Below are 26,000 nucleotides of genomic sequence, written 5' to 3' on the forward strand. Positions count from 1 at the left end.
GCCTCTCAGCGCCGATGGTACTGCAAGGGGGACCTTGTGGGAGAGTAGGACGCCGCCGGACTCAACTTCAGCAACACCAGGAAACCCCTGACCGTGATCGGTCAGGGGTTTCCTGCGTTAACGGGCCGACCCGCACACCGCCACCGCAGGTCGGGTAGCGTGGCGCGCCGGTAGGATCGTGTGGTCATGACTGCACCGTTCACCACTGCCACCGGCTCCGACGTCCGAGTCCGTTTCTGCCCGAGCCCGACCGGGACCCCGCACGTGGGGCTCATCCGGACGGCCCTGTTCAACTGGGCCTACGCGCGCCACACCGGCGGCAAGCTCGTGTTCCGCATCGAGGACACCGACGCCGCTCGGGACAGCGAGGAGTCCTACGAGCAGATCCTCGACGCGCTCCGGTGGCTCCGGCTCGACTGGGACGAGGGCGTCGAGGTGGGCGGTCCGCACGGTCCGTACCGCCAGTCCGAGCGCTCGGACGTGTACGAGGACGTCATCGCGAAGCTGCGTGCGTCCGGCCACGTCTACGAGTCGTACGTGACACCGGAGGAGATGGAGGCCCGGAACACGGCCGCCGGTCGCGACCCGAAGCAGGGGTACGACAACCACGAGCGCGACCTGACCGAGGCCGAGCGCCAGGCGTTCCGCGACGAGGGGCGGCAGCCGGCGCTGCGGCTCCGTGTGCCCGACCGCGACCTCAGCTTCGACGACCTGGTGCGCGGCGAGATCACCTTCAAGCAGGGCACCTTCCCGGACTTCGTGGTGGTCCGCCCCAACGGCAAGCCGCTGTACACGTTCACGAACCCGGTCGACGATGCCCTGATGGGGATCACCCACGTGCTGCGCGGTGAGGACCTGCTGTCGTCGACCCCGCGGCAGATCGCGCTGTACGAGGCGCTCGTCGAGGTCGGCATCACCGACGTCGTCCCGCGTTTCGGTCACCTGCCGTACGTCATGGGGGAGGGCAACAAGAAGCTCTCGAAGCGCGACCCCGAGTCGAACCTGTTCCACCACCGTTCCGCCGGCATGGTGCCGGAGGGGCTCCTCAACTACCTCGCGCTGCTCGGCTGGTCGATCGGCCCGGACCGCGACGTCTTCTCGTCGGACGAGATGGTCGCCGCGTTCGACGTCGTCGACGTGAACCCGAACCCCGCCCGCTTCGACCACAAGAAGGCCGAGGCGATCAACGGTGACCACATCCGTCTGCTCGACGCCGACGACTTCCGCGGACGCCTGCTGCCGTACCTGACGGACTTCGTGTCGGTGCCGCCGACCGCCGAGCAGGAGCGGGTGCTGGCGGCGGCGGCCCCGCTGGTCCAGGAGCGCATGCAGCTCCTCGGCGAGGCTCCGGCGATGCTCGGCTTCCTGTTCACGACCGACGACGAGCTCGTGGTCGAGGACGACGCCCGCGCCACGCTGAAGGACGACGCCGGGGACGTGCTCCACGCCGGGGTCACCGCGCTCGAGGGCGTCGAGGACTGGACGACCGGGTCGATCGAAGCAGCCCTGCGGTCGTCCCTCATCGACGGCATGGGCCTCAAGCCGCGCGTGGCGTTCGGACCGCTCCGCGTCGCCGTGTCCGGGCGCCGGATCAGCCCGCCGCTGTTCGAGTCCATGGAGATCCTCGGCAAGGAGTCCACACTCACCCGTCTCCGCCGACTCGCGGACCGCTGACACCGTCGTGGTGACGACTCCGGGTGCGCGGGACGGCGACGTCCTGTCCGTCGACGTCGCGGTCATCGGTGCCGGTCCGGCCGGGCTGAGCGCTGCGCTCAACCTGGTCCGCGCTCGGCGGACGGTGCTGCTCGTCGACGCGAACCGACCGCGCAACGCTGCCACACTCCGTTCGCACGGCTTCGTCACGCGCGACGGGATCTCGCCGCTCGAGCTCCGGAAGCTCGGCCGGGTCGAGGTCGAGTCCTACCCGGAGGCGACCGTCGTGCAGTCGGTCGTCGACCACGTGTCCCGCGAGGGTGACGGCTGGTCGGTGCACGGTTCCTCCCGCGGGGCCGAGCTGCGGGCCCGCGTGAGGGCCGTCGTGGTCGCGACCGGGCTCCGGGAGGAGTTCCCGGCACTGCCGTCCCTGCGAGCCCTCTACGGCACGTCGGTGCACAGCTGCGTCGAGTGCGACGGGTACGAGCACGCAGGGCAACCCCTCGCGTTCCTGTGCGAGACGCCCGACGTGGTGGACCGCGCGTTGCTCGTCGGTTCGTGGACCGACGACCTGGTGGTCTACACGAACGGTGCCGCGGTGCTGGACGATGCCGGCCGTGCGCGACTGTCGGCGGCGGGCGTGACGGTCGACGAACGGCCCGTGGCCGACCTCGAGGGCGGTCGGGACGGCCTCACCGGTGTCCGCCTGGCGGACGGCGACGTGCGGCCGCACACCGGAGCGTTCGTGCGACCCCAGTGGCACGCCGACCTCGACTGGCTCGACGCGCCGGCGGACCGGGACGCCGAAGGGCTCCTCCGCGTGGACCGCGTCGGTCGGACCCGGGTGCCCGGGCTGTACGCCGTCGGGGACGTCACCCCGCCGGGTCCCGAGCAGCTCGTCGTGGCAGCCGGTCACGGGGCGTCGACGGCAGCCGCGGTGCACCGGGACCTGGTGGGTGGTCTCGAGGACCTCCGGGATGCTGTACAGTAGTTGATCGTGCCCCGGACAACGGGGAACGGAAGGCCAGCAGGCCTTTTGGGGTATGGTGTAATTGGCAACACAGCGGTTTCTGGTACCGTCGTTCTTGGTTCGAGTCCAGGTACCCCAGCTCGAAGGAAAAGCCCCCGGGAGATCCCGGGGGCTTTTCCCGTTCCCGGGCGCCTCGTACGAGGAGACACGCCCGGATCGACACGGAACGCCCGAATCGACACCGGGCGCGCGAACGGACGCGGAACGCCCGGAACGACACCGGACGCCGGCACCGAGGAGCGCCGGTGTCCCGGAGGTGTCGACGGTCGGTCCGTCGTGGTCGGCGTCCGGGCAGGAGCCCGCTCGGCGTCAGTCGGCCGCGCGGTACGCCACGACCCAGTCGACGAGCACGTGCCCGTCGGACCCCGCCGGCACGCGGGCGTCGCCGATCGCGGTCTCGGCCTGCAGGGTGACGCGCATCGGCACCCTCGGCACGGCGCCCGTCGTCGAGGCGACCAGTGCACCGTCCCACCAGAAGCGCACGACGTCGGCGGTCCACTCGACGGTGGCGACGTGCCAGTCCTGCTGGCCGCCCGGCACCGTCGGAGCGTCCTCCGGCAGGAACCGCATGGTGCGGTCCGCGGCGTCGAAGCTGCCCGGCACCGCCGACACCGGGCGGACGTCGCCGCCCAGGTCGCCCTCCGGCCAGTCGATCTCGCCCTCGTTCCAGTCGCCCGACAGCGGCCAGAGGAGCATCACGAACTTGTAGCCGGGGGCATCACCGGCCCGGTAGCGGATCGAGACGCGCTGGTGCGTGTACGACCGGTAGCCCGCGGGCAGCACGGCCGCGACGAGTGGCTGACCGTCCTCGGTCCGCAGGTGGAAGTCGAGCGTCGAGTCGTGGACCGAGACGACCTCGTCCGGGTGGTAGATCCCCTTGCCCGAGGTGTCGCGGAACCCGCGGTACTCGGCCATCGCCGGGTAGACCGCGAGCAGGTCGCCGTGGGCGGCGTCGCGGTCGAAGTCCTCGGCGAGGTACGGGACCCAGCGGACCCCGCCCGACTCGACCGTCCCCGAGGGCATCTCCGCGGGCACGGCACGGTCGGCCCGGCGGATCGCCGTCGGCAGGACGACGGCCACGGTGCCGGTCAGCGCCGCGGCGCCGACGAGTCCCGCGACGACCGCACCGCGGCGCAGCACGTCGCGCCGTGTGGGGCCCGGTTCGGGCGTCGCGGGCTCACGCCGCACGGGCGACCTCGTAGATCCGGACACCGTCGCGGTCGTAGCGCAGCGTCCCGCGATCCGCTGCCGAACGTTCGAGGGCGTCGACCTCCGCGCCCGTCGCGGTGCCGCGGGCGACCACGTCCGCGCGTTCGGCGTCGGAGAACACCAGCCACGCGTCCCCGCCGTGCGCCCGGTCCGCGAGCGACTCGTCGAGGTCGGCCGGCGTGATGCCGTCCGGGTACCACTGCGTGAGGTCGCCCAGCGACTGCACCTGGCCCCAGCGCTGCAGGTAGGCGGGGTACCCGGCGCCGATGACGGCAGGGAAGCCGCCGACGGTCGTCAGGGTGTCGTCCGCCGTGAAGCGGCCGTCCAGCCACCGCGCCGCCAGGACCTCGCCGGCCGGCGTCCGGTTCGCCTGCTCGGCCTGGAACGTCGTCGCGACGAAGAGCAGCGTCGTCACGCCGACCAGTGCGCCGGTGAGCAGGAGACGGAGCCGACGCCCGTGCAGCGCGTGGACGGCGGCGATCGCCAGGAAGGGCGCCGAGAAGAGCACGACGCGGAACCTGCCCTCACCCCCGTAGCTCTGCCCGAGGACGAGCACGACCGGGCACGCGGCGAGCCAGAGCACGAGCAGTGCCCGGTGGCCGTGACCGGCACGCACCGTCCGCACGATGCCGACCAGGGCGACGACCGCGACCAGGGCGGTGAGGGCGAGCACCCCGCGGCTCTGCAGGGTGGTCGCGAGCGACGGGATCGCGATGGACGTCGAGGCGGCCGTGGCGTTGCTCACCGGGTCGAACCCGGTGGTCAGGCCGAACTTCTCCTGCACGTAGTCGAGGTTCGGCAGGAGGTACAGCAGCGGTGCGGCGACGACGGGCAGCGCGGTCCACCAGGGTCGGACGACCCCGATCACGACGAGCGGGACGAACGCGGCGACGAGCACGTACGGCGTGAGCTGGTGTGACGCCGTGATCACCGCCTGGAGGAGCACGACCAGGACCACTGCGGTGACGGTCGCGGTGCGGGTGGCGGCGGTACCGGGGTCGACGGCCGCGACGGTCCCACCGGTCGGCACGATCGGTGCCCGGCGGGCCCGGAGCAGCCGGGAGACGACACCGACGATCCCGCGCCCGAGCGCGTTCGGGGTGCTGCGCAGCGTGGTGAGCACGACGAGCACGACGGCGAGGAAGAGCGCGAAGGCGAACGCCTGCGGTGAGTAGTAGTCCTGACCGACCCAGTTCGCGGCGCTGAAGACCACGGCGGCCGTGACCGCCCAGCGGCCCCGGAGCCCGAGCGCCCGGGCGATGCCGAGGACGAGGGCACCGTCGAGCAGGGCGAACGCGACCTCCACGAAGCGGACCGGCGCGGCGGCGTCCGTGGTCCCCGTGACGGAACCGAGGAAGGCGCTCACCGCGAAGAAGCCCGGCCAGCGGTTGTAGATGTCGATCGCCGGGTCGACCGAGCCGTGCTGCTGGATGTACGCGGTGACGGCGATGTGCTTGAAGACCCAGGGCGGTCGGGGCTCGGCAGCCGCGAGGTTCGCCGTGCCGTACACGACCACGACGAGCACGGCGGCGGTGGCGGTGCCGAGCGCGGCCGGGAACCGACGGTCGACCAGCGCGACGACGGTCACCGCGAGGACCGCACCGGCACCGACCCACCACACCGGGGGGACGGCGGTGAGCAGGCCCCACTCGCCGAGCGCCCCTCTGGTGGTCTGCGCCGTGCCGACGACCCAGAGCGCGACCCCCGTGACGAGCACGCCGCCGCCGACCGCGAGCCGGACGACCGTACCGTCGCGGCGTGCTGCCCAGGCGGAGCGGACGGCGTGCTGCACCGACGCCCGGTCGGACGACCGGGCCGTGACGACCCCGTGCGCCAGCGCCGCCCAGCCGCTGACGACGAGGACGAGGCCCGCCGCCGGGACGGGGGCCCAGCGCTGGGTCCAGACCATGGCGAGGGCGACGACGGTGTCGACCGCGGCACCGGCGACGAGGACGAGCGCCGCCCGGCTCACCGGCTCGGTCAGGCGGAGGGGCCGGACGACGGCCGTCCCGGGCACGACGAGGAGCGCCGTCAGGACCACGGCGGTCTGCACCGGACCGGTCGTCCCGGTGAGCAGCACCGCCGTCGCCGCGAACGCCAGCACCGCGGCAGCGACCGCCGGCAGCGGGGACCGGTGCACCCGGTGCGCCCGGCGGAGTTCCACCCGCGTGGGCGCCGTCGCGGTCACGGGGTGACCACCGCGGTGGTGAGGGGCATCGGGCGTTCCTTCGGGTCGGGTGCCGGCTGTCGAGGCAAGTCGACCATCGTCGACCGCCACCGACGAGGGTGCCGACGGTGTTGTGCGGGTGCCCTGCGGCATTGCGGCATCACGCACGGTCGCGTCCGCTCCTGCGGGGGAACCGCAGGCTCCCCGCGGCCGCGTTGACGCCACCGCCGGGGCCGACGACGGTGGTCCCATGACCTCCACGCCGCCGCGACCGTCGTCGTCCCGCCTCGTGCTCGAGCGCACGATGGCGAGCCCCGAGCCGCCCACCTGGCCGGGTGCGGTCTGGGTCGGCGCCGTCGACGCGCACGAGGTCCCCGACGGCGACGTCGCGATCCCGCTGGCGGACGCCGCCGGCCACCGGACGGCGCGGCTCCTCGTCCGTGCGGGCACGTCGCCCCGGGGCTTCGTCGACCTGCCCGTCACCGACGGGGCGGTCGACGCCTCCGAGCTCCGCGCGGCCGTCGACGCGCTGCCCCCGGCCGAGCACCCGCCCGTGCCGGTGCGGCTCCCGAGCACGACCGTCGTGCTCTGCACCCGCGACCGCGCCGACCAGCTCGCCGACGCCCTGCGGTCGGTCCTCGCGCTCGACCACCCCGACCTGGAGGTCGTCGTGGTCGACAACGCGCCGTCCGACGACGCCACCCGTCGACTCGTCACCGCGCCCGGCACCGACCCGCGCATCCGGTACGTGCTCGAGCCGACGCCCGGGCTGTCCAGCGCCCGGAACGCCGGTGTCCGCGCCGCCCGCGGCGAGGTCGTCGCGTTCACCGACGACGACGTGGTGGTCGACCGCGGGTGGCTCCGTGCCCTCGCGTCCGGCTTCGCCCGCGGGGAGGACGTCGTGTGCGTCAGCGGGCTCGTGGCGAGCGGCGAGCTCCGCACGCCGGCCCAGCGCTGGTTCGACGAACGGGTGACCTGGTCGCGGAACCTCACCCCGCGGGTGTTCCGGCTCACCGCCCCGCCGGCGGACCGGCCGCTCTTCCCGTTCTCGGTGGGCGACTACGGCACCGGGGCGAACTTCGCGATGCGCCGTGACGCGGTGCTCGCGCTCGGGGGCTTCGACGAGGCGCTCGGCGTCGGCACCGCCACGGGCGGCGGCGAGGACATCGACGTCTTCGCCCGCGTGGTGCTCTCCGGCGCGGCCCTCGCGGTCGAGCCCTCCGCCCTGGTCTGGCACCGGCACCGCGCCGACGTCGCCGCACTCCGCACCCAGGCGGTCGGGTACGGCACCGGGCTCGGGGCGTGGCTGACGAAGACCGCCCTCCGGCCACGGACGCTCGGGATGGCGCTGGTCCGCGCGCCCGGCGCGGTCCGGCACCTGCTCGCCGGGGCGGCAGTCCCCGCGGCGGACGTCGCCGGTGGGCCGGCGCGCTCCGACACCGTCCCCGCAGCGGGTGACAGCGCCTTCGACCGCGAGGTCGCCGCGGTGCGCGGCGTCGAGCTCCGCGCCGTGCTGCGGGGTGTCGGTCGCTACGCGCGGTCCCGTCACACGGTGCGCGCCCGCTCGGCTGCCGCCCGCCGGACCTCCTGATCCGGCACGCGGTCCGACCGCGTGCCGACCGGGAGGCGCGCCGTGCGCCCGCACCGCGGGCTGCGGCCCGGCCCGGTACCGGACCGCAGCGACCGTCGCGCGGCCGCACCCCGCGCCGCGACGCGACGACGTGCGGGACGTCGGACGAACGGTCCACCCGTCCCGCCCCTCCCGGTCGCCACGTGGCGCGTCGGGCGGTGCGTCGGAGCGTCAGCACGTGCCTCCCGGCCGCCGTGCCCGCACGATCCGCGCCCGCTTGCGGGATTCCGTACGCGCGGTCGCGGCTGCCGCAACGCACCCCGCGCCGCGTTGACCGGTGACCACGGCGCGGACGAAGGTGGGACCGCCGCGGGAACGGCGTACCCCCGTCCCCGCGGTGAGAGCACCCCACCCGCCCCACGGACCATCCCCACACGTCCCACCGGCGCCCACCCAGCGCCGGACCGACGGGACACGACCCACGCAGCCTGAACCCGACAGGAGCACCATGAGCACCACCGTCCGACCCCGAGACCCCCGTGTCTCGGTCGTCATCCCCGCACGCAACGAGGCGCGCAACCTCGAGATCATCCTGCCGATGCTGCCGCCCGTGCACGAGGTGATCCTCGTCGACGGGAACTCGGTCGACGACACCGTCGCGACCGCGCGGCGCCTGATGCCGTCGATCACGGTCGTGCAGCAGACCCGGAAGGGCAAGGGCAACGCACTGGCCTGCGGCTTCGAGGCGGTCACCGGCGACGTCGTCGTCATGTTCGACGCGGACTGCTCCGCGGACGCCGCCGAGATCCCGCGCTTCGTCGACGCCCTCGTCGCCGGTGCCGACGTCGCCAAGGGGTCCCGGTACGCGCCCGGCGGCGGCAGCGACGACATCACGGTGATCCGGGGCCTCGGCAACAAGGGGCTCAACATCATCTCGAACCTGCTGCTCGGTGCGCGGTACACGGACCTCTGCTACGGCTACAACGCGTTCTGGGCGGACACGCTGCCGACGGTCGGTCTGCTGTCCTCGACGCTCCCGCAGCCCGCCGACGGATCGATGCGGTGGGGTGACGGCTTCGAGATCGAGACGATCCTGACCTGCCGGTGGTCCGCCGCCGGCTTCGCGATCACCGAGGTCCCGAGCCACGAGAAGCTCCGCGTGCACGGCACGAGCAACCTCAACGCCGTGAGCGACGGCATCCGCGTCCTCACCTCGATCATGCACGAGCGTCGTCGCGCCGGCGAGGTCGCCGCCCGCGCCCGTCTCGCGCCGACGCCGGTGCGCGCCCGCGCCGTTGCGGAGCCGGTGGCCGTCCTCGACGAGGAAGCCGCGTGAGCCTGCCCACGGTCGCGGTCGTCATCTGCGCCTACACCCAGCAGCGCTGGGGCGACCTGCAGGCAGCCGTGGAGTCGGCGAAGCGGCAGCCCGAGGCCACCGAGGTCGTCGTCGTGATCGACCACGAGCCCGAGCTGCTGCTCCGCGCCGCGGCCAGGTGGCCCGAGCTGCGGGTCGTCCCGAACGCCGAGGAGCGCGGCCTGTCCGGCGCCCGGAACACGGGCGTGGCACTCGCCGCGTCCGACGTCGTGGCCTTCCTCGACGACGACGCCGCGGCGGACCCGGACTGGCTGATGCACCTCGTCGAGTCCCTCGAGCTGCCCGACGTCGTCGGGGTCGGCGGCCGCGCGACCCCGTCGTGGCCGGACACCACCGGCGCCGGACCGTTCCCGGACGAGCTGCTCTGGATCGTCGGCTGCAGCTACACCGGGCTGCCGACCGAGGCCGGCGACGTCCGGAACGTGATCGGGTCGAGCATGGCGTTCCGGCGGGACGTCCTGCTCGCCGCGGGCGGGTTCCGGTCCGGCATCGGTCGGGTCGGCAACCAGCCGCTGGGCTGCGAGGAGACCGAGCTCTGCATCCGGATCGCCCAGATGCGCCCGACGGCCCGGATCCGCTACGAGCCGCGGTCGAACGTCTCGCACCGCGTGTCGGCCGACCGGGTGTCGATGCGGTACGTCCGTCGTCGCAGTTACTACGAGGGGATCTCGAAGGCCATCCTGAGCCGACGGGTCGGTGCGCGGGACTCGCTCTCGAGCGAGGGCACCTACCTGACCCGGGTGCTGCCGAGGGCGCTCCTGCGCGAGCTCGGGACGGTCGGCCGTGGTGGTGGTGTCCGTGCGCTCGCGATCGTGACGAGCGTCGTCGCCACGGTGACCGGGTACGCGGTCGGGCGGACGTTCGGCGCCGTCGTGGTGCGGGCGACGGCGCCGGCTCCGGAGCCCGTCGCGGTCTGACCCCGGCAGATGCAAGGCCCCCGGTACCCCGCGTGGGTACCGGGGGCCTCGCGCGTGCTGCCCGGGCGGGCGTCGGTGCGCGCGGGTGCAGGTCAGCGCGAGTCGCCGCGGGCCGCCCGGAGCCGCTGCAGGAACCAGGGCAGGCAGGCGACGACGCCGACGATGCGCACGACGTCCCAGACGGCGTCCTGCGGGGCGAGCAGGGAGGCCGCAGCCAGGAGCACGGCCGGCACCACGACGAGGGGGACCCGGCGGGCGGGTCCACGCCACAGCCTCCGGTCCCGCAGCGCGGCCTGCTGCAGCACGGCGAGCAGCGCGTACGACAGCACCGTGGACAGCGCGGCGCCGGCGATGCCGAGCGGTGGGACGAGCAGCAGGTTCGCGCCGACGTTCACGGCGGCGGCGGTGGCGGCGATCACCCCGACGGCGACACCGCGGCGCTCCACGACGAGCAGTCGTCCGGTGGCGCCGCTCGCGACGACCGGGAAGGCCGTCAGGGCGACGACGAACACCACGACCGACAGCTCCTCGACCCGGTACGAGGGCGGTGCCAGCACCGGGAGCGCGACCGGCGACACGAGGGTCACGGCGAGGAGCACCGGCGCGAGGAGCAGGTACAGCTCGTCACGCGCGTGCATCGCGAGGCGCCGTCGTGCGGCGGCGTCGCGGAGCGCGGCGAAGTGCGGCGCCCACGCGCTGTTCGTGAAGGTCAGGAGCAGGACGACCGCCGAACCGACGACGTAGGCGATCTGGTAGCGGGCCACCTCGTCGGGTCCGAGGAGGCGCTGCACGACGATGCGGTCCCCGGCGTTCAGGACGAAGTAGGACAGGTTGCCCAGCGCGATCGGCACGCCGAGCCGGAAGGCGCGTGCCGTCGTCGCGTGGTCGACCAGCCCCCGCAGGCGCGGGCGGACGGCGACGACGCCGATCACCATCGCCACGCCCTGCGCGACCACGCCGCCCCAGGCGTAGGTGGTCGCGTCGGCGTGCACGAGCACGAGGAGGCCGAGGCCGATGACCGAGCCGCCCACCGACGACAGCAGACTGGTGACCGCGAAGACGCGGATCCGGTCCTGCGCCACGAGGAGCGCCAGCGACGTCTGCACGACCGCCGCGGGCAGCGTCCAGAGCACCGCGACCAGGAGGAGCGGGTGCTGGCCGACGAAGCCGGCCGCGTCACCCCACGCCGGCAGCGACCCCAGCGCCGCGAGCGTGACGAGGGTCGCGAGGACCGCACCGACCGGGACGAGCCCGCGGGCCCGACGGTCGTCGCCGTCCTCGGCGCGTTGCAGCACCGCCGCCTGGTCGAGTCCGGCCACGGCGAGGACGCCGAGCGCCTGGAAGAGCGCGATGGCGGACGCGAGCACGCCGAACTCGGACGGCGGCAGCAGGTGCGCGAGGACGGGGGAGACGAGCGAGCTGACGACCAGCTGCATGGACCAGACGACCACGTAGAGCATGCCCCGGCCGAAGAGCGCCGAGGCACCCGTGCGGACGGCGGTGCTGCCGGTGTCGGTGCTGCCGGTGTCCGTGCCGGCGGTGCTGCCGGGGCTGCTCGTGGTGTCGCGGGTACGGGCGACGTGCCGCCCGGCGCGCCGCACCGTCGTCGTCCGCGTCGCACTCCCGGTGTCGGACGGGACGCTCACGGCGCGGTGGCCCCGGCGGGACGGTGCGCCCGCAGGCCGACCGCCGCGTCGACGAGGTCGAGCAGGTCGGCGCTGCGGCTCGTGGAGAACTTCCGCGCGAACAGGTACGGCGGCTGGTCGTCCGGACCGGTCCAGTGCTCCAGCAGGCGTCCGGCGTCCGGCGTCCCGAGCCACGGCGGGCTCTTCATCCGGGTACCGTCCCACCCGATGTACCAGAGCGGGTGCTCGAGGTGCTCGTCGGCGAACCCCGGGACGAGTGCGGGGGAGTTCAGGATCGAGGCCACGAGCGACTCGTCGGCGATCCACACGCGGCGCCAGAAGCGCACGAGGTCCGGGCGGGCGTCCACGACGTCGACCACGGCCTGCGCGTGCTCGCGACTGATCAGCTTCACCTGGGACCCACCGGTCAGGACGACCCCACGCGGCAGCCGACGCGGCACCGGCAGCCGCAGCATGTGCTTGCGCCACGCCCAGTGGCGGTAGCGGAACCGCGACCAGCCCCCGCCGCGCCAGTCCGGGTGCGGGAGCGGGTGGGTGACGAGGAACGAACGACCGGGGTGGCGCCCGAGCACCGCGCGCACCTCGTCGGCGGTGGCGAGCGGGTAGTCGCTGCCCGTCAGGACGGCGATGTGGCTCGCATCCGTCCCGGCGAGCGCGGCGCGGTACCCGGCGAGCTCCGCTGCTGCGTTCTCCCACCGCGCCCATCCGGTGCGCCGGCGGTCGAGCAGGTGGACGCGCGACGGGAGCCCGTCGGTCATCGCGTCGTGCACGGCGGCCGGAGTGCGGACGTCGCAGTGCAGGAAGACGGGGCAGGGGTCCAGCGCCTCGAGGAGTCGGCGGACCTGGGTCGCGTCCTCGTGTGCGAGGACGACGCAGGCGAGCTCCGCGGTGGGGGTGGGCATGCGAGCGACGCTAACTCCGGCCCCGGAGCCCGACAAGGAACCGCCGGGGCGGCTGCGGGGATGCAGCGGTTTCCCGCACGCGCTACCGCTCGAGCGCGGCGGTCAGCCCCGGCGACGGAAGCGCGGGCAGTCGCAGAGCGCGCAGTCCGAGCCTCGTCGGTAGTGCTCGTGCGCCTCCCGCTGGTGGCCGCACGCGCACGTGGCGGTGTCCGTCGCGCTCGGTGCGACGAGGTGCAGCACCGGCGCTGGACCCGTGGCGTCGTCCGCCGGGACGTCACGGCGCTCGGTGTCGGTACCCAGCAGCATGCGCCCTCCTCGCGCCCGACGCAGTCGTCGGGACGTGACCGATCCTACGGTCACGCGTGGCGCCGCGCCTCCGGTCACCCGGCGAGGGGACGTCCCGCCCCGACGGCGCGCCAGCGTCGACGACTGCGGAGCCATGCGGACGGTCCCGAGGGGAATCCCCGGAGCTCGTGGTACGCCAGCGACCGTGGCACCGGTGTGCTCGCCGGAGCCGGGAGGGTCGGGTCCGCGGCCGGTCGGTGGTCGGCGCCACGGCCGCGGAACAGGGCCGCTGCCGCGACCCGGGCCTTCGCCGTCGCTGCGAGGGGGACGAGCCGAGCGAGGACGGCGACGTGTCGTCGGTCCCGGGCCACGAGTGCGCAGAGCAGGGCGGCGAACCCGACGCCGTTGCCGTGCAGCTGCGCGTGCAGCTCCGCGACGGTCCGGCGGTGCCGGTGGTGCACGACGGCGCGGGGTTCGAAGCCGATGCGTCCGCCGCGCCAGAGGGTCTCGACGAACATCGCCAGGTCCTCGCCGCCGCGTGCGGGGGACCCGGCGCCGAGGGTCGGGTCGAACCCACCGACCGACTCGAGCAGTGTCCGGCGGAACGCCATGTTCGCGCCGGCGCCGTACGCACCGATGCCGTACACCGCGAACCGTCGCCGGACCGAGCCGTCCGGTCGCACCGCGGCCACGCGGGCGAAGCGCATCGCGCCGGGCACGTCCTCGGGGACGATGGTCACCGGCTCGAAGGAGCGCTCGCCGCTGAAGCCGCCGTAGTACGCCTCGTACCAGACCTGCGCGGGCGTCGCGAGCTCGGTCGGCAGGACCACGCCGACGACGGCGTCGAGCTCCGGCTCCCGGACGAAGCGCTCGCCGAGGGCACGGAGCCAGCGCGGGTCGACCTGCACGTCGTCGTCGGTGAACGCCACGACCTCGCCACGTGCCGCAGCGACCCCCGCGTTCCGCCCGGCGGACAGCCCGGGGCGCCGTTCCTCGACGAGTCGGACACGGCGTCCCGCGAGCAGGGCCGGCAGCGGGTCGTCCTCCGGGACCCGGACACGGTTGTCGACCACGATGACCTCGTGCTCCGGGTGGTCGTGGCGCTCGAGGGCGTCGAGCAACCGACCGAGGCCCTCGACGCGGTCGACCACGGTGGACACGACGACGGAGACCGACGGCAGGTCGTCGTCGTGCACGGGGGCCGGCGCGGTCGGGGTGGTCACGGACGACGATGCGGCGAGCGCCCGCAGCACCCGCGCGGCGTCGGACGGGTCGGCCGTCAGCGTCAGCCCGGCCGTGCAGACGGGGTACCCGTCGCGGCGTCCGACGACGAGGGCCTCCGTACCGGTCCCGTCGGCGACGAGCTCCGGCAGCGCGGCATCGAGGTCGACGTGCACGACGCGCCGGGGTCCGGGCAGGGCGACGGCGGTGGTGGTGGCCATGTCCCGGACGCTACGGGCACGCATCGACGTCCGACAACGGCGTGCCAGGACCGTGGCGGGACCCGTGCGGAACCCCGCAGCCACGCGCGTAGGGTCGCCCGCATGGAGGTCACCAAGCTCGAGCACGCGTGCCAGGTCGTCACGAAGGACGGGGCACGGCTCGTCCTGGACCCCGGCGGGTTCACCCGCCCGGTCGACGTGACCGGGGTCGTGGCCGTCGTCGTGACGCACGAGCACCCGGACCACGGCACCCCCGAGCAGCTGCACGGGATCCTCGACCGGAATCCGGACGCGGTGGTCCTCGGGCCGTCGGGCGTGGCCGCGGCGCTCGCCGACGCGGGCATCACGGTCGAGGTGGTCGGCGACGGTGACCACCGCGAGGTCGGCCCCTTCACGCTCGACCTGCACGGCGCCCGGCACCAGCGCATCCACTCCTCGGTGCCCCTCGTCGACAACACCGGGGTGCTGGTGGACGGTCGTCTCTTCCACCCCGGGGACGCGTACACGGTGCCCGGCGTCCCCGTCGAGGTCCTCGCTGCTCCGGTCGGCGCACCGTGGCTCAAGGTCGAGGAGATGATGGACTGGATCGCCGCGGTCGGTCCGCGGCGCGCCTACCCGGTGCACGAGGCGACGCTGTCCGAGATCGGCTTCGCCATGCACACCGACCGGCAGCGCGAGGCGCTCGGGGACGGGGAACTCGTCGTGCTCCGGCCCGGCGAGTCGCTCACGATCTGAGACACTGCGGATCCGCCCGGAGGCGCGGCACACCCGGGCGACACGCCCCGTTTTGGCAGCGTGCGCGCGTTGTGCCATACTTATCGGGTTGTCGGAACGGCCCCATCGTATAGCGGCCTAGTACGTCGCCCTCTCACGGCGGTAACGCGGGTTCGAATCCCGCTGGGGTCACCACAGGTGGCTAGCCTCCGAGTCCGACAACGAGTGTGTCCCGCTCTCGAGCGGGGCGTGCGGCCCCATCGTATAGCGGCCTAGTACGTCGCCCTCTCACGGCGGTAACGCGGGTTCGAATCCCGCTGGGGTCACCACACCCGAGAACCCCTCCGAGCTCCGGCCCGGAGGGGTTCTCGTCGTTCGCGGCGAGGCGGTGCTCTCGGGGATGCGGAGCCCGTTGCTCCCGGCGAGGCGCCGCCCGTCGATCAGTGGGCGGTCGCGGTGGTCGAACCACCGCTCCGACGCGCCGCGAGGCGCGTGTTCGCCGCGGTCGCGGCCGTCGTCATCCGCGCGAGGAACCGCAGTGCGGCCCGGAGCTCGGTGGGGTCGCTCTCGCGGAGGGCGCCGGCGATCTCGCGCCCGGCGAGCGCGAGGAACGCCTCGTTCGCAGCCCGCGCCGCGGCGGTCGCGCGCAGGGTCACCCGCCGGCGGTCCGTGCTCTCGCGGTGGCGGGTCACGTGCCCTGCCGTCTCGAGCCGGTCGACGAGCACCGAGGTCGCACCCGACGTCATGCCGATCTGCCGGGCGAGCTGCGCGGGGGAGAGCGGCTCGCCCGCCTGCTCGGCCCACAGCACCTGACCGAGGGCGTTCGCATCCGTCGTCGACATCCCCATCCACACGCCGAGGTGCCGGTCGAGCTCCTCGAACGCCACGGCCCAGTCCCGGAGGTGGTGCATGACGGCGACCTCGTCGTCCTGCCAGTCCGTCGTGAGCGGGTCGATGTCGGGCATCCAGGTTCCTCCACAGTCAAGTCGCTTCACTGTAAAGCACGAGCGGTCGGTCCCAGCCGACCGCGCAGCACACGAGGAGCAGGACATGTCCGCACCACACGCAGTGATCTCGGGAGCGAGCATCGCAGGTCTGTCCGCCGCCTGGTGGCTCCGGCACACCGGTTGGGACGTCACCGTCGTCGAACGCGCTCCGGCCTTCCGTGACGGTGGGCAGAACGTCGACGTCCGCGGCGTCGCGAAGCAGGTGCTCGAGCGGATGGGGCTGACGGATGCGGTCCGTGCCGCGAACACCACCGAGACCGGGACCGTCCTGGTCGACACCGAGGGACGGGTGACCGCGACCCTGCCCGAGGGGCCGGACGGCGCGACCGCCGAGCTCGAGGTGCTCCGGGGCGACCTGGCCCGCACGGTCCGCGACGCGCTGCCCGACGAGGTGCCCTTCGTCTTCGGTGAGCGGATCACCGACGTCGACGACACCGCGCCCGGACACGTCGCCGTCACGACGACCTCAGGTCGGACGCTCCGGGCGGACCTGCTCGTGGTCGCCGAGGGTGTCCGGTCGACCACCCGGGCGCTGGTGTTCGACCACCCGGGCGACGTCGCCGAGCGGGACCTGGGCGTCACGATGGCGTTCGGGACGATCCCTCGGACGGACTCCGACGACCGACGGTGGCGCTGGTACAACGCCGTCGGTGGACGCCAGGTGCACCTGCGCCCCGACCCGTACGACACGACCCGCGCGATCCTGGCCTGGGCCGGCGACGACGACGGGGTGACCGGCGCCGAGCGCACGGGGGTGCAGGCGGGGCTCGAGGAACGGTTCGCCGACGCCGGGTGGCAGTCGCGCCGTGTGCTCGACGGCTTCGCCACGTCGGACGACGTCTACGTCGACCGGCTCACCCAGGTGCGGATGCCCGTCTGGCGACGGGGCCGCGTGGCCCTCGTCGGCGACGCGGCGTGGTGCGTCACGCCCATGGGCGGAGGAGGCGCGTCGCTCGCCCTCACCAGCGGGTACGTGCTCGCCGCATCGGTCACGGGTCGCTCCTCGGACCGTGCGGACCTCGACCGTGCGCTCGCGGCGTTCGACGACTGGATGCGACCGCTCGTGGACGACGTGCAGGGCATCCCGCGCGGGATCGTCCGGTTCGCCTACCCCCGGACCCGGCTCGGGCTCGCGCTCCGCCACGTCGCCGACAGGGTGCTGCTCGAGGGGCCGCTGCAGGGCCTCGCGGCGAAGGCCACCCGCGTCGCCGAGACCGACCGCGAGCTCCCACCGGTCCCGGTGGCCTGAGGCTGCTCGGCGGCACCGTTCGGCGAGACGCTGATCGGGTCCGGGGTCCGGGGTCCGGCGGTCAGCCCTCGACGTCAGCACTCGGCGGTCGACCGTCCCCGCGGGTGCCCTCGTGGGTGTCGAGCCAGCGGTCCAGGTCGCGGGCGGCGGCCCGGCCCGCGCGGTTCGCCCCGACGGTCGACTGCGACGGGCCGTACCCGACGAGGTGCACGCGCGGCTCGTCGGTCACCTGCGTACCGGCGACCGGGACGCCGCCGAGCGGGCCGCGCAGGTGCATCGGCACCAGGTGGTCGAGGTCCGCGCGGTACCCGGTCGCCCAGAGCAGGACGTCCACCGAGGTGTCGGTGCCGTCGGCCTCCACGACGCCGTGCGGTCGGACCCGCGTGAACATCGGCCGCCGCTCGAGCACACCGCGCCGAGCGGCGTCACGCAGCGCGCCGGTCCAGATCAGTCCGGTGTACGACACGATGCTCGCCGGCGGTCGACCGGCCCGGACGTCGGCGGCCACGCGTCGTTCCACGTCGACGCCGTCGACCTCGTGGACGAAGCCGCCCGGCAGGAACACCGGTTCGCGCCGGGTGTACCAGACGGTCGAGGTGACGAGGCTGATCTCCCCGAGCAGCTGCACCGCGGAGATCCCGCCGCCGACGACGGCCACGCGCCTGCCGCGGAAGTGCTCGGCGTCGACGAAGTCGCGACTGTGCAGCTGCTCGCCGAGGAAGGACGCGGCACCCGGCACGTCCGGGACCACCGGGGTGTCCCACGTGCCGGTGGCGTTCACCACGGCGCGCACCAGCCACGAGCCGTGGTCCGTGTCGAGACGGAGTGCCCCGTCGGGGCGGTCGTCGACCGGGGTCACCGACCGCACGCGGACGGGCCGCAGCACCGGGAGGGCCTCGCGCGCCTCGTGGTCGGCGAAGTAGCGGGGGACCGCGGTGCGGGCCTCCTCCGCAGGGTCGACGGGAGGGAGCGGCGTGCCGGGCAGGTCGTGGATGCCGTTCACCGTGGCCATCCGCAGCGACGCCCACCGGTGCTGCCACGCGCCTCCTGGCCGCTGGTTCGCGTCGAGCACGACGACGGTCCTGCCGGCCGGCCCGCCGCGGTCCCCGGCGCCGGACACGGCGCGGAACCCGCGTCGGCGCAGGTGGTGCGCGACCGACAGCCCGGCCTGCCCCGCGCCGATGACGGCGACGGTCGCGACGGCGTCGACGGTCGCGACTGCATCGGCGGTCGCGTCCGCGTCGGCGTCGGCGGCGGACGGAGGGCAGGTCACCCGGTGAGCGTACCGGGGCAGGCCGGGGCGGGCCGAGCGCGACAGAACGACCGGTCTTCCCCCGGGTGTGGCTTCCGTTCCGCGGAGGAGTGAGGTTAGCCTTACCTAACGTGAACAGCTCCACGCCATTGCTCGAACTCCTCACGTCCGACCGCTCCGACCGGTACCGCAGGGTCGTCCGGGGCGCGGTCGACCGGACCGCCGACCGACTCGCGGCCGTCACCGCGCCGACCACCGACACGCCCGCCGCCGTCCTCCGGCAGCGTGTCGCGGCGGTCGACCTCGACCGACCGCTCGGGTCGGCGGAGGCCGCCGTCGCCGAGGTCGACGACCTCTTCACCGCGGAGGCCGTCTGGTTCCACGACCCCGGGTACCTCGCGCACCTCAACTGTCCGGTGGCGGTGCCCGCGGTCGCTGCCGAGGCGGTCCTCGCGGCGGTCAACCCGTCGGTCGACACCTGGGACCAGTCGCGGATCGGCACCGAGATCGAACGTCGGACGGTCCGGTGGGTCACGGACGCGATCGGCTTCCCGACGGGGGACGGGGTCTTCACCTCGGGTGGGACCCAGTCGAACCTGCACGCCCTGCTCCTGGCGCGCCAGGCCGCGACCGCACCGCTCCGCGCGGGAGACCGTGCGCACCGCTCGCCGGCACTCGACGACCTCGTCGTATTCGCCACCGCGTCGAGCCACTTCAGCGTCCGGAAGTCCGCGATGCTGCTCGGCCTGCCGGAACGTGCCGTGGTCGACGTCGCCGCCGACGCAGCCGGCCGGATGCGACCGGACGCCCTCGCACACGCGATCGCCGACGCCCGGCGCGAGGGCCGGACGCCCGCGGCCGTCGTCGCGACCGCGGGCACGACCGACCGCGGCTGCATCGACCCGCTCGAGGCGATCGCCGACGTCTGCGACCTCGAGGACGTCTGGTTGCACGTCGACGCCGCGTACGGCTGTGGCCTGCTCGTGTCCCCGACCCGCCGACACCTGCTCGCCGGCATCGGACGAGCGCGGAGCGTCACCGCGGACTTCCACAAGTCGTTCTTCCAGCCGGTGTCGTCGAGCGCGCTGCTCGTGCGGGACCCGGAGGACCTCCGCCGGGCCTCGTGGCACGCGGACTACCTCAACCCCGAGGACGCCGACGAGCCGAACCAGGTCGACAAGTCCCTGCAGACCACCCGGCGGTTCGACGCCCTCAAGCTCTGGGCGACCCTCCGGGCGAGCGGCGCCGAGGCGATCGGACGGGCCTTCGACGCGGTGCTCGACGTCACGGAGCGGGTGCACGAGCACGTCGCGGCACACCCGGACCTGGTGCTCGTCGCGCCGACGCAGCTGAGCACGGTGCTCTTCCGCTGGCAGCCGGACGGGGTGTCGGACGCCGAGGCCGACGCACTCGTCGCGCCGCTGCGCGCGGCCCTGCTCGCCGAGGGGCGGGTGCTCGTCGCGAAGACCGTGATCGACGGCCGTCCGTGCAGCAAGCTCACCCTGCTCAACCCCACCACGAGCACGACGCAGGTCGTCGCGGCGCTCGACCACGTGGTCGACACCGCGGCGCGCCTGCACGCCAGCGGCGTCCCCAGCACGGCCGGCACGACGACGGGAGCAACCCGGTGACCACCAGCACCAGCACCACCAGCACCAGCGCCACCAGCACCAGGACCAGCGACACCGGCACCAGGACCAGCGACACCGGCGACGGTGCCGGCCGCGTCCTCGACCTGGTCGGGATCGGGATCGGCCCGTTCAACCTCGGGCTCGCCTGCCTGACCGACCCGATCGACGACCTCGACGCCGTGTTCCTCGACCAGGCCGACGGCTTCGCCTGGCACCACGGCATGATGCTCGACGACGCCACCATCCAGGTCCCGTTCCTGGCCGACCTCGTGACCATGGCGGACCCGACGTCGCCGTTCTCGTTCCTCGCCTGGCTCAAGGAGACCGGGCGGCTCTACCCCTTCTTCATCCGCGAGGACTTCCACCCCCTGCGCGTGGAGTACGACGCCTACTGCCGCTGGGCCGCCGAACGGCTCGACACGCTGCGCTGGGGCCGTCGGGTCGTCGCCGTCGAGCACGACGAGGACACCGACCTGTTCACCGTGCACGCCGAGACCCCGAGCGGGTCCGAGCGGTACGTCGCCCGGCACGTCGTGCTCGGCATCGGCACGGAACCCGCGGTGCCCGAGGCGCTCCGCGACCTCGACGGACCGGTCGTGCACTCCGCGGGGTACCTGCCGGCGCGTGACGCGCTCCGGAGCGCCGACTCGATCGCCGTGGTCGGGAGCGGGCAGTCCGCGGCCGAGGTCTACCGCGACCTGCTCGAGGGCATCCGCGACGGCGGCTACCGCCTCGACTGGATCACCCGATCGCCCCGGTTCTTCCCGATGGAGGACACCAAGCTCACGCTCGAGATGACGAGCCCGGAGTACACCGACCACTTCCACGCCCTGCCCGGCGAGGTGCGAGACCGGCTCGGTCGCGAGCAGCGGGGGCTGTACAAGGGCATCAGCGCCGACCTGGTGGACGAGGTCTACGACACGCTCTACCGGATCAGCGCCCGCGGGCCGGTCCCGACGACGCTCCGGACCGACACCAGCGTCGTCGCGGCTGCGTGGCTGCCCGAGCGGGACCGCTTCCGACTGACCCTCCGACACGCGCAGCTCGGCACCGAGGCGGTGCACGAGGTCGCCCGGCTCGTCCTCGCGACCGGGTACCGACCGCGGACCCCGGACTTCCTCGCCCCGGTCGAGCACCTCGTCCGCCGCGACGACCGCGGTCGGTTCGCCGTCGCACGCGACCTGCACGTCGACACCCTCGGCGGACGGATCTGGGTGCAGAACGCCGAGGAGCACACGCACGGTCTGACCGCCCCCGACCTCGGGATGGGGGCGTGGCGGAACGCCTCGATCATCCGCTCCGTCACGGGGCGGTCCGTGTACGGCCTGGAGGAGCGGATCGCCTTCCAGGAGTTCGGCCTGCCCGGTGGACGGCCGGTTCCGGACGCTGCTGCCGACACCGGAGCGGCCGCTGCGGCCGGCACCGGGCCGGACGCTGCGGCCGGTCCCGTCGCCGACGCCCCGGCGAGCGCCGCAGCCGCGGCAGCCCGTCGGACCGCGACCGCCGGGGCCGCGTCGTGAGCGCCCTGGCGACCGTCGCCGCACGGGCGGACGCGACCACGGGCCTCCCGTCCGTCCACCCGGTGGTCCCGGACCGCGACGCCGCCGTCGTGCAGGCGTGGCTCGCCGCCCCGGCGTCCTCGTGGTGGGCGATGTCCGACCACGACACCGACGCGGTCCGCACGTACCTCCGTTCGGTGCAGGAGGACCCGGCGCAGGCGGGGTGGGTGCTCCGGTGGGAGGGCGAGCCCGTCGCGTACGCGGAGACCTACGACCCGGCGGCCGTGCTGCTCACCGACGTGTGGGACGCGGAACCGGGCGACGTCGGCATGCACCTGCTCGTCGCTCCGCCGCCCGACGAGGGACGTGTCCACGGGCTGACACGTGCCGTGATGCGAGCGGTGGTCGAGCACTGCCGCGACGCCCTCGGCGCGCAGCGGGTCGTCGTCGAGCCGGACGTGCGCAACACGGCGGTGCAGCGGAAGAACGCCGAGGTCGGGTTCCGTGTCCTGCGCGAGGTCGACGTCGACGGCAAGCGCGCGCTGCTGTCGGTCCTGGACACCGGCCGGATCGGCACGCCCGACGACGACGGACCCGCCGCGCACCTGCGGCCGGAGCACCTCGAGCCGGCCGAGCGGCACCTCGTCGCCAAGGCGATCGCGGAGTTCACGCACGAACGGTTGGTCGCCCCACGGCCCGACGGTGCGGGCTGGGTGCTCGACGCCGGGGACTCGACCTACCGCTTCCGCGCGCGGGTGCACACGCTCGAGCACTGGGTCGTCGACGAGGCCTCGCTCACCCGCAGCCGCGCGGGCGTCCCGGCGCCGCTCGATGCACAGGACCTCGTGCTCGCGCTGCACGAGCAGCTCGGGATCCCCGACGCCCTCCTCGGGACGTACCTGGAGGAGATCGCCTCGACGCTCGCCAGCGCCGCGGCGAAGCACCGGCGCGGCGGCCCCTCCGCCGCGCAGCTCGCCCGCGGCCGGTCGGACGGCGACGTGGTCGCGGGGTTCCAGGACGCCGAGGCCGCGATGACCGAGGGGCACCCGGCGTTCGTCGCCGCGAACGGGCGGATCGGGTTCGGGCTCGACGAGTACCGCGCGTTCGCCCCCGAGTCCGGCGGGCGCTTCCGGTACCGGTGGCTCGCAGCCCGTCGTGAGCACACGCACCTGGCGCTCGCCGCGGACCGGTCCGAGCACCATCACTGGGACGCCGAGCTCGACGCGTCGACGGTCGCGCGCTTCCACGAGGTGCTCGACCGACGCGGGCTCGACCCCGCGGAGTACACGTGGTTCCCGGTGCACCCCTGGCAGTGGCAGCACCGGATCGCGGTGACGTTCGCCCCGGACCTCGGGCGGCAGGACCTCGTCGACCTCGGCGAGGGGCCGGACGACCACCAGCCGCAGCAGTCGATCCGCACCGCGTTCAACCGTTCCCGGCCGGAGCGGTCGTACGTGAAGACGGCGCTCGCCGTGCAGAACATGGGCTTCCTGCGGGGAATGTCACCGGCGTACATGCGGACCGCGCCCGCGGTGAACGACTGGGTGGCCGACCTCGTGGGGTCCGATCCGGTCCTGGCCGACGCCGGCTTCGGGGTGCTCCGCGAGCACGCGGCGATCGGGTACACGGGGGACGTCTGGCACCGGATCGGGGCCGTGTCCGCGCAGCAGGGTGCACCGCAGCGGAAGATGCTCGCGGCGCTCTGGCGGGAGAGCCCGGTGCCGCGCCTGCTGCCGGGGGAGCGGCCGATCACCATGGCGGCGCTGCTCCACCGGGACGCGAGGGGGCGGTCGGTGGCTGCTGCGCTCGTCGCGGAGTCGGGGCTCGACGCCGCGTCGTGGGTCGAGCGGTACCTTCACGCGTACCTCCGCCCCGTCGTGCACTGCCTCACCGAGCACCAGCTGCTGTTCATGCCGCACGGCGAGAACCTCGTGCTCGTGCTGCGCGACGGTGCGGTGTCCCGCGTGTTCATGAAGGACATCGGGGAGGAGGTCGTGGTCGTCGGGGACGTCCCGGTGCCCGCCGGGATCGAGCGGATCGTGCACCCCGTGGACGACGACGAGGCGGCGCTCGGCGTCTTCACCGACGTGTTCGACGGGGTGCTCCGGTACCTCGCGGCGATCCTCGACGACGACGGAGTCCTGCCGAGCAGGGTCTTCTGGCGGCTCGTCGGCTCCTGCGTGGACGACACCGCGGCGGGACGGGCGCGGCCGATCGACCTCCGCGTGCCGGACTTCGAGCACTCGTGCCTCAACCGGCTGCAGCTGCGGAACACCCTGCAGATGGTCGACCTGTCGGCGCAGACCGACTCGCTCATCCGCGCCGGCCGCACGGCGAACCCCGTCGCACGCTGAGGATCCGCTCACACGGGCGGCTCCGGGCCGGTCCCGCGGGCGGCGGGCACGCTCCCGCGGGTCCGGTCGTGGCAGGCTGGCAGGGTGACCAGCGCCGTGCAGCTCATCCGCTCCGACCGACTCAGCTCCGCGGCGGAGTACGCGTACGCCGCCACCGCGCCTGCCGGTGCCCGACTGGTGTTCCTCGCCGGGGCCTGCCCGCTCGACGAGCAGGGTCGCACCGTCGCCGTGGGGGACCACCGTGCCCAGGCCGCTCGGTGCATGGCCAACCTCGAGACGGCGCTCGCCGCGGCCGGCGCCGGACTCGGCGACCTCCTGCACACCCGCGTGCTCGTGGCGTCGTCCGACCGGGCCGACCTCGTCGCCGCGTGGGAGGTCGTCCGGGCCGCGATGGGGGACCACGACGTGCCCAGCACGCTGACGGGGGTGACCGTCCTCGGCTACGACGACCAGCTCGTCGAGGTCGAGGGTGTGGCCGCCCTGGTGGACTGACGTCCGTGGACACCCGCACGACCGACCGGCCCCCGCACCGTCGCTGGCGGTACCTCGGACTCGTCGCGCTCGGCGGTGCGATCGGCACCGGGGTGCGGGCTGCGCTCGCCGCAGCGTTCCCCGCGGTGGACGGCATCAGCTGGACGATCCTCGGCATCAACGTCGTCGGAGCGTTCTGCCTCGGGGTGCTCCTGGAGGCACTCGCGCACGCGGGTCCGGACCTCGGCCGACGTCGGGCGCTCCGCCTGTTCGTCGGCACGGGCGTCCTCGGTGGTTTCACGACCTACTCGACCCTCGCCGACGACACCGCCCGGCTGCTCGACGTCGGGCGGTGGGGCGCCGGCACCGGGTACGCGCTGCTGTCGGTGGTGCTCGGGCTGGCCGCCGCGGCAGCGGGAGCGTGGGTCGCCGGCGCCCGGCGCTCCCGGGGCGCTCGGAGCGGGGGTGCCCGGTGACCCTGCTCGGACTCCTGCTGGTCTCCCTCGGCGGCGGGGTCGGCGCTGCGCTGCGCTGCTGGCTCGACGGCACCGTCAAGGCCCGGGTGGACGGCACCGCGCTCGGACGCTTCCCGCTCGGCACGCTCGTCATCAACGTCACGGGATCGCTCGTGCTCGGGCTCGTCACCGGGCTCGGGGAGACCGGCGCCCTCGGCCCCTCGGTGGTCGCCGTGCTCGGGACGGGCATGATGGGCGGGTACACGACGTTCTCGACGGCGAGCGTCGAGACCGTGCAGCTCCTCCGATCCGGCAAGACCCGGACCGCCGTCCTGAACGGCCTCGGGATGCTCGTCGTCTCGGTCGGCGCAGCCGCGCTCGGCCTGCTCATCGGAAGGAACACATGACCTCGGAACGCCCCGGCGAACTCGTCCTCGTCCGCCACGGAGAGACGGAGTGGTCGAAGAGCGGTCAGCACACCGGCCGCACCGACATCCCGCTCACCGACGAGGGCATCGAGCAGGCGAAGCGCGCCGGCCGGTACCTCGCCGACCGCACCTTCGCGCTCGCGCTCTCGAGCCCGCTGCAGCGCGCGCGGGACACCGCTGCGCTCGTCGGCGTCGACCCCGAGCTCGACGAGGACCTGTACGAGTGGGACTACGGCGCGTACGAGGGCCTGACCACCCCGCAGATCAAGGTCAAGCGGCACGGCCCGTGGGACCTCTGGACCGACGGGGTCCCTGCCGGCGACACCCCGGGTGAGAACGCCGCCGAGGTCCGGGTCCGCGTCGAGCGGGTCCTGAACCGCGTCCGTCCGGTCCTCGCCGAGGGCGACGACGCGATCGTGGTCGCGCACGGACACGTGCTCCGCGCGCTCGGTGCCGCCTGGATCCGCCTCGCGCCGCAGGACGGAGCCGTGCTCAAGCTCGGCACCGCCACCGTGAGCTCGCTCGGCTACGAGCACGGCCGCCCCGTCATCGACTCCTGGAACGTCGCCCCGCGCGACTGACGCGCGCCCGCTTGCGCGTCCTGCGCCTGCACGACCCGGGGCACGTCGCGCCACGTGTTCCCGCGGCGCGACGTGCTGGCGGCTGTGCGCGCGACAGGCGACCCGGTTGCGGTCGGGAGGCGCGGTGCGGGCTGACCACGCGCCTCCCGTCCGGCGCGCGCTC

Annotated in this window: 22 protein-coding genes and 3 tRNA genes; 17 read left to right on the plus strand and 8 right to left on the minus strand. The window is 74.2% G+C overall.

The window, feature by feature from the left end:
* The first annotated feature begins 186 nt into the window (after positions 1–186).
* The 3 genes from gltX (at position 187) to JOD95_RS00015 (ending at position 2,762) form a co-directional block, all read left to right on the plus strand.
* A complete protein-coding gene (gene gltX / locus JOD95_RS00005) occupies positions 187–1,674 on the plus strand; it encodes a glutamate--tRNA ligase (protein ID WP_066658382.1) in 1,488 nt (495 codons plus the stop codon).
* Positions 1,675–1,684: 10 nt separating this feature from the next.
* Complete coding sequence (locus JOD95_RS00010; protein ID WP_144411319.1) at positions 1,685–2,644, plus strand: NAD(P)/FAD-dependent oxidoreductase; 960 nt, start codon at positions 1,685–1,687, stop codon at positions 2,642–2,644.
* A gap of 46 nt (positions 2,645–2,690) precedes the next feature.
* Positions 2,691–2,762 (plus strand) — tRNA-Gln (locus tag JOD95_RS00015).
* A 230-nt stretch (positions 2,763–2,992) separates the two neighbouring features.
* Here JOD95_RS00015 and JOD95_RS00020 read toward each other — a convergent pair.
* Together JOD95_RS00020 and JOD95_RS00025 are read right to left on the minus strand one after the other, a co-directional pair.
* Positions 2,993–3,871 carry a glycoside hydrolase family 16 protein gene (locus JOD95_RS00020; RefSeq protein WP_066654898.1) on the minus strand — a complete coding sequence of 293 codons (879 nt, stop codon included), beginning with the start codon at positions 3,869–3,871 and terminating at the stop codon, positions 2,993–2,995.
* The gene (locus JOD95_RS00025; protein WP_066654896.1) at positions 3,861–6,080 is read right to left on the minus strand and encodes a hypothetical protein; all 2,220 of its coding nucleotides are present in this window, start codon (positions 6,078–6,080) and stop codon (positions 3,861–3,863) included. Before JOD95_RS00025 ends, JOD95_RS00020 begins: the two co-directional genes overlap by 11 nt.
* 229 nt (positions 6,081–6,309) lie before the next feature.
* Here JOD95_RS00025 and JOD95_RS00030 point away from each other — a divergent pair, with 229 nt between their 5' ends.
* From JOD95_RS00030 to JOD95_RS00040, 3 genes are all read left to right on the plus strand, one after another.
* Positions 6,310–7,650 carry a glycosyltransferase family 2 protein gene (locus tag JOD95_RS00030; protein ID WP_066654894.1) on the plus strand — a complete coding sequence of 447 codons (1,341 nt, stop codon included), beginning with the start codon at positions 6,310–6,312 and terminating at the stop codon, positions 7,648–7,650.
* A gap of 487 nt (positions 7,651–8,137) precedes the next feature.
* Entirely contained in the window at positions 8,138–8,965 is an 828-nt protein-coding gene (locus JOD95_RS00035; protein WP_066654892.1) for a glycosyltransferase family 2 protein, read from the plus strand.
* On the plus strand, positions 8,962–9,921 hold the full coding sequence (locus JOD95_RS00040; protein ID WP_081984928.1) for a glycosyltransferase family 2 protein: 960 nt from the start codon (positions 8,962–8,964) through the stop codon (positions 9,919–9,921). The genes JOD95_RS00035 and JOD95_RS00040 overlap by 4 nt, the downstream gene beginning before the upstream one ends.
* Positions 9,922–10,013: 92 nt before the next feature.
* Here JOD95_RS00040 and JOD95_RS00045 read toward each other — a convergent pair whose 3' ends face one another.
* From JOD95_RS00045 to JOD95_RS00060, 4 genes are all read right to left on the minus strand, one after another.
* Complete coding sequence (locus tag JOD95_RS00045) at positions 10,014–11,567, minus strand: lipopolysaccharide biosynthesis protein (RefSeq protein WP_066654890.1); 1,554 nt, start codon at positions 11,565–11,567, stop codon at positions 10,014–10,016.
* Positions 11,564–12,469: a beta-1,6-N-acetylglucosaminyltransferase gene (locus JOD95_RS00050; protein ID WP_209682167.1), complete on the minus strand. Its 906-nt coding sequence runs from the start codon at positions 12,467–12,469 to the stop codon at positions 11,564–11,566. Before JOD95_RS00050 ends, JOD95_RS00045 begins: the two co-directional genes overlap by 4 nt.
* A 102-nt stretch (positions 12,470–12,571) precedes the next feature.
* The gene (locus JOD95_RS00055) at positions 12,572–12,775 is read right to left on the minus strand and encodes a hypothetical protein (RefSeq protein ID WP_209682169.1); all 204 of its coding nucleotides are present in this window, start codon (positions 12,773–12,775) and stop codon (positions 12,572–12,574) included.
* Positions 12,776–12,849: 74 nt separating this feature from the next.
* Positions 12,850–14,196 (minus strand): glycosyltransferase, encoded by a 1,347-nt coding sequence (locus JOD95_RS00060; protein WP_209682172.1) that lies wholly within the window; start codon positions 14,194–14,196, stop codon positions 12,850–12,852.
* Between the two features lie 102 nt (positions 14,197–14,298).
* On the opposite strand from JOD95_RS00060, the gene JOD95_RS00065 reads away from it, so the two are divergent.
* The 3 genes from JOD95_RS00065 to JOD95_RS00075 all read left to right on the plus strand — a co-directional run bounded on the left by JOD95_RS00065 (position 14,299) and on the right by JOD95_RS00075 (position 15,239).
* Positions 14,299–14,931, plus strand: coding sequence for an MBL fold metallo-hydrolase (locus tag JOD95_RS00065; protein WP_066654883.1), 633 nt, complete (start codon positions 14,299–14,301; stop codon positions 14,929–14,931).
* A 98-nt stretch (positions 14,932–15,029) separates the two neighbouring features.
* Positions 15,030–15,105 (plus strand) — tRNA-Glu (locus JOD95_RS00070).
* Positions 15,106–15,163: 58 nt separating this feature from the next.
* Positions 15,164–15,239: transfer RNA gene (locus JOD95_RS00075), tRNA-Glu, on the plus strand.
* A 111-nt stretch (positions 15,240–15,350) separates the two neighbouring features.
* On the opposite strand, the gene JOD95_RS00080 is transcribed toward JOD95_RS00075, so the two are convergent.
* Entirely contained in the window at positions 15,351–15,875 is a 525-nt protein-coding gene (locus JOD95_RS00080) for a MarR family winged helix-turn-helix transcriptional regulator (protein WP_209682175.1), read from the minus strand.
* An 85-nt stretch (positions 15,876–15,960) separates the two neighbouring features.
* Between JOD95_RS00080 and JOD95_RS00085 the strand changes: the two genes are divergently transcribed.
* Entirely contained in the window at positions 15,961–17,166 is a 1,206-nt protein-coding gene (locus tag JOD95_RS00085) for an FAD-dependent monooxygenase (protein ID WP_209682177.1), read from the plus strand.
* A gap of 61 nt (positions 17,167–17,227) precedes the next feature.
* Here the strand turns inward: JOD95_RS00085 and JOD95_RS00090 are convergent, their stop codons facing one another.
* The gene (locus JOD95_RS00090) at positions 17,228–18,349 is read right to left on the minus strand and encodes an NAD(P)-binding domain-containing protein (RefSeq protein WP_374191718.1); all 1,122 of its coding nucleotides are present in this window, start codon (positions 18,347–18,349) and stop codon (positions 17,228–17,230) included.
* A gap of 200 nt (positions 18,350–18,549) precedes the next feature.
* On the opposite strand from JOD95_RS00090, the gene JOD95_RS00095 reads away from it, so the two are divergent.
* The 7 genes from JOD95_RS00095 to JOD95_RS00125 all read left to right on the plus strand — a co-directional run bounded on the left by JOD95_RS00095 (position 18,550) and on the right by JOD95_RS00125 (position 25,837).
* Positions 18,550–20,049, plus strand: coding sequence for an aspartate aminotransferase family protein (locus JOD95_RS00095; RefSeq protein WP_251155128.1), 1,500 nt, complete (start codon positions 18,550–18,552; stop codon positions 20,047–20,049).
* On the plus strand, positions 20,046–21,569 hold the full coding sequence (locus tag JOD95_RS00100) for a SidA/IucD/PvdA family monooxygenase (protein ID WP_209682181.1): 1,524 nt from the start codon (positions 20,046–20,048) through the stop codon (positions 21,567–21,569). Before JOD95_RS00095 ends, JOD95_RS00100 begins: the two co-directional genes overlap by 4 nt.
* Positions 21,566–23,902 carry a GNAT family N-acetyltransferase gene (locus JOD95_RS00105; protein WP_307810334.1) on the plus strand — a complete coding sequence of 779 codons (2,337 nt, stop codon included), beginning with the start codon at positions 21,566–21,568 and terminating at the stop codon, positions 23,900–23,902. The genes JOD95_RS00100 and JOD95_RS00105 overlap by 4 nt, the downstream gene beginning before the upstream one ends.
* Before the next feature lie 84 nt (positions 23,903–23,986).
* Positions 23,987–24,394, plus strand: coding sequence for a RidA family protein (locus JOD95_RS00110; protein ID WP_209682183.1), 408 nt, complete (start codon positions 23,987–23,989; stop codon positions 24,392–24,394).
* Positions 24,395–24,399: 5 nt separating this feature from the next.
* Entirely contained in the window at positions 24,400–24,849 is a 450-nt protein-coding gene (locus JOD95_RS00115; protein WP_209682185.1) for a CrcB family protein, read from the plus strand.
* Positions 24,846–25,235, plus strand: coding sequence for a fluoride efflux transporter CrcB (gene crcB, locus JOD95_RS00120; protein WP_209682187.1), 390 nt, complete (start codon positions 24,846–24,848; stop codon positions 25,233–25,235). Before JOD95_RS00115 ends, crcB begins: the two co-directional genes overlap by 4 nt.
* On the plus strand, positions 25,232–25,837 hold the full coding sequence (locus tag JOD95_RS00125; protein ID WP_066654871.1) for a histidine phosphatase family protein: 606 nt from the start codon (positions 25,232–25,234) through the stop codon (positions 25,835–25,837). Before crcB ends, JOD95_RS00125 begins: the two co-directional genes overlap by 4 nt.
* The last annotated feature ends 163 nt before the right edge of the window (positions 25,838–26,000 follow it).

Origin of the sequence: Curtobacterium sp. 1310 (assembly GCF_017834105.1) — a bacterium.
GTDB lineage: Bacteria > Actinomycetota > Actinomycetes > Actinomycetales > Microbacteriaceae > Curtobacterium.

Bases quoted from the DNA above. Each gene is read 5' to 3' on its own strand.
- gltX (WP_066658382.1), top strand. From the start codon at position 187: ATGACTGCACCGTTCACCACTGCCACCGGCTCCGACGTCCGAGTCCGT.
- JOD95_RS00030 (WP_066654894.1), top strand. From the start codon at position 6,310: ATGACCTCCACGCCGCCGCGACCGTCGTCGTCCCGCCTCGTGCTCGAG.
- JOD95_RS00035 (WP_066654892.1), top strand. From the start codon at position 8,138: ATGAGCACCACCGTCCGACCCCGAGACCCCCGTGTCTCGGTCGTCATC.
- JOD95_RS00050 (WP_209682167.1), bottom strand. From the start codon at position 12,469: ATGCCCACCCCCACCGCGGAGCTCGCCTGCGTCGTCCTCGCACACGAG.
- JOD95_RS00055 (WP_209682169.1), bottom strand. From the start codon at position 12,775: ATGCTGCTGGGTACCGACACCGAGCGCCGTGACGTCCCGGCGGACGAC.
- JOD95_RS00060 (WP_209682172.1), bottom strand. From the start codon at position 14,196: ATGGCCACCACCACCGCCGTCGCCCTGCCCGGACCCCGGCGCGTCGTG.
- JOD95_RS00065 (WP_066654883.1), top strand. From the start codon at position 14,299: ATGGAGGTCACCAAGCTCGAGCACGCGTGCCAGGTCGTCACGAAGGAC.
- JOD95_RS00080 (WP_209682175.1), bottom strand. From the start codon at position 15,875: ATGCCCGACATCGACCCGCTCACGACGGACTGGCAGGACGACGAGGTC.
- JOD95_RS00085 (WP_209682177.1), top strand. From the start codon at position 15,961: ATGTCCGCACCACACGCAGTGATCTCGGGAGCGAGCATCGCAGGTCTG.
- JOD95_RS00125 (WP_066654871.1), top strand. From the start codon at position 25,232: ATGACCTCGGAACGCCCCGGCGAACTCGTCCTCGTCCGCCACGGAGAG.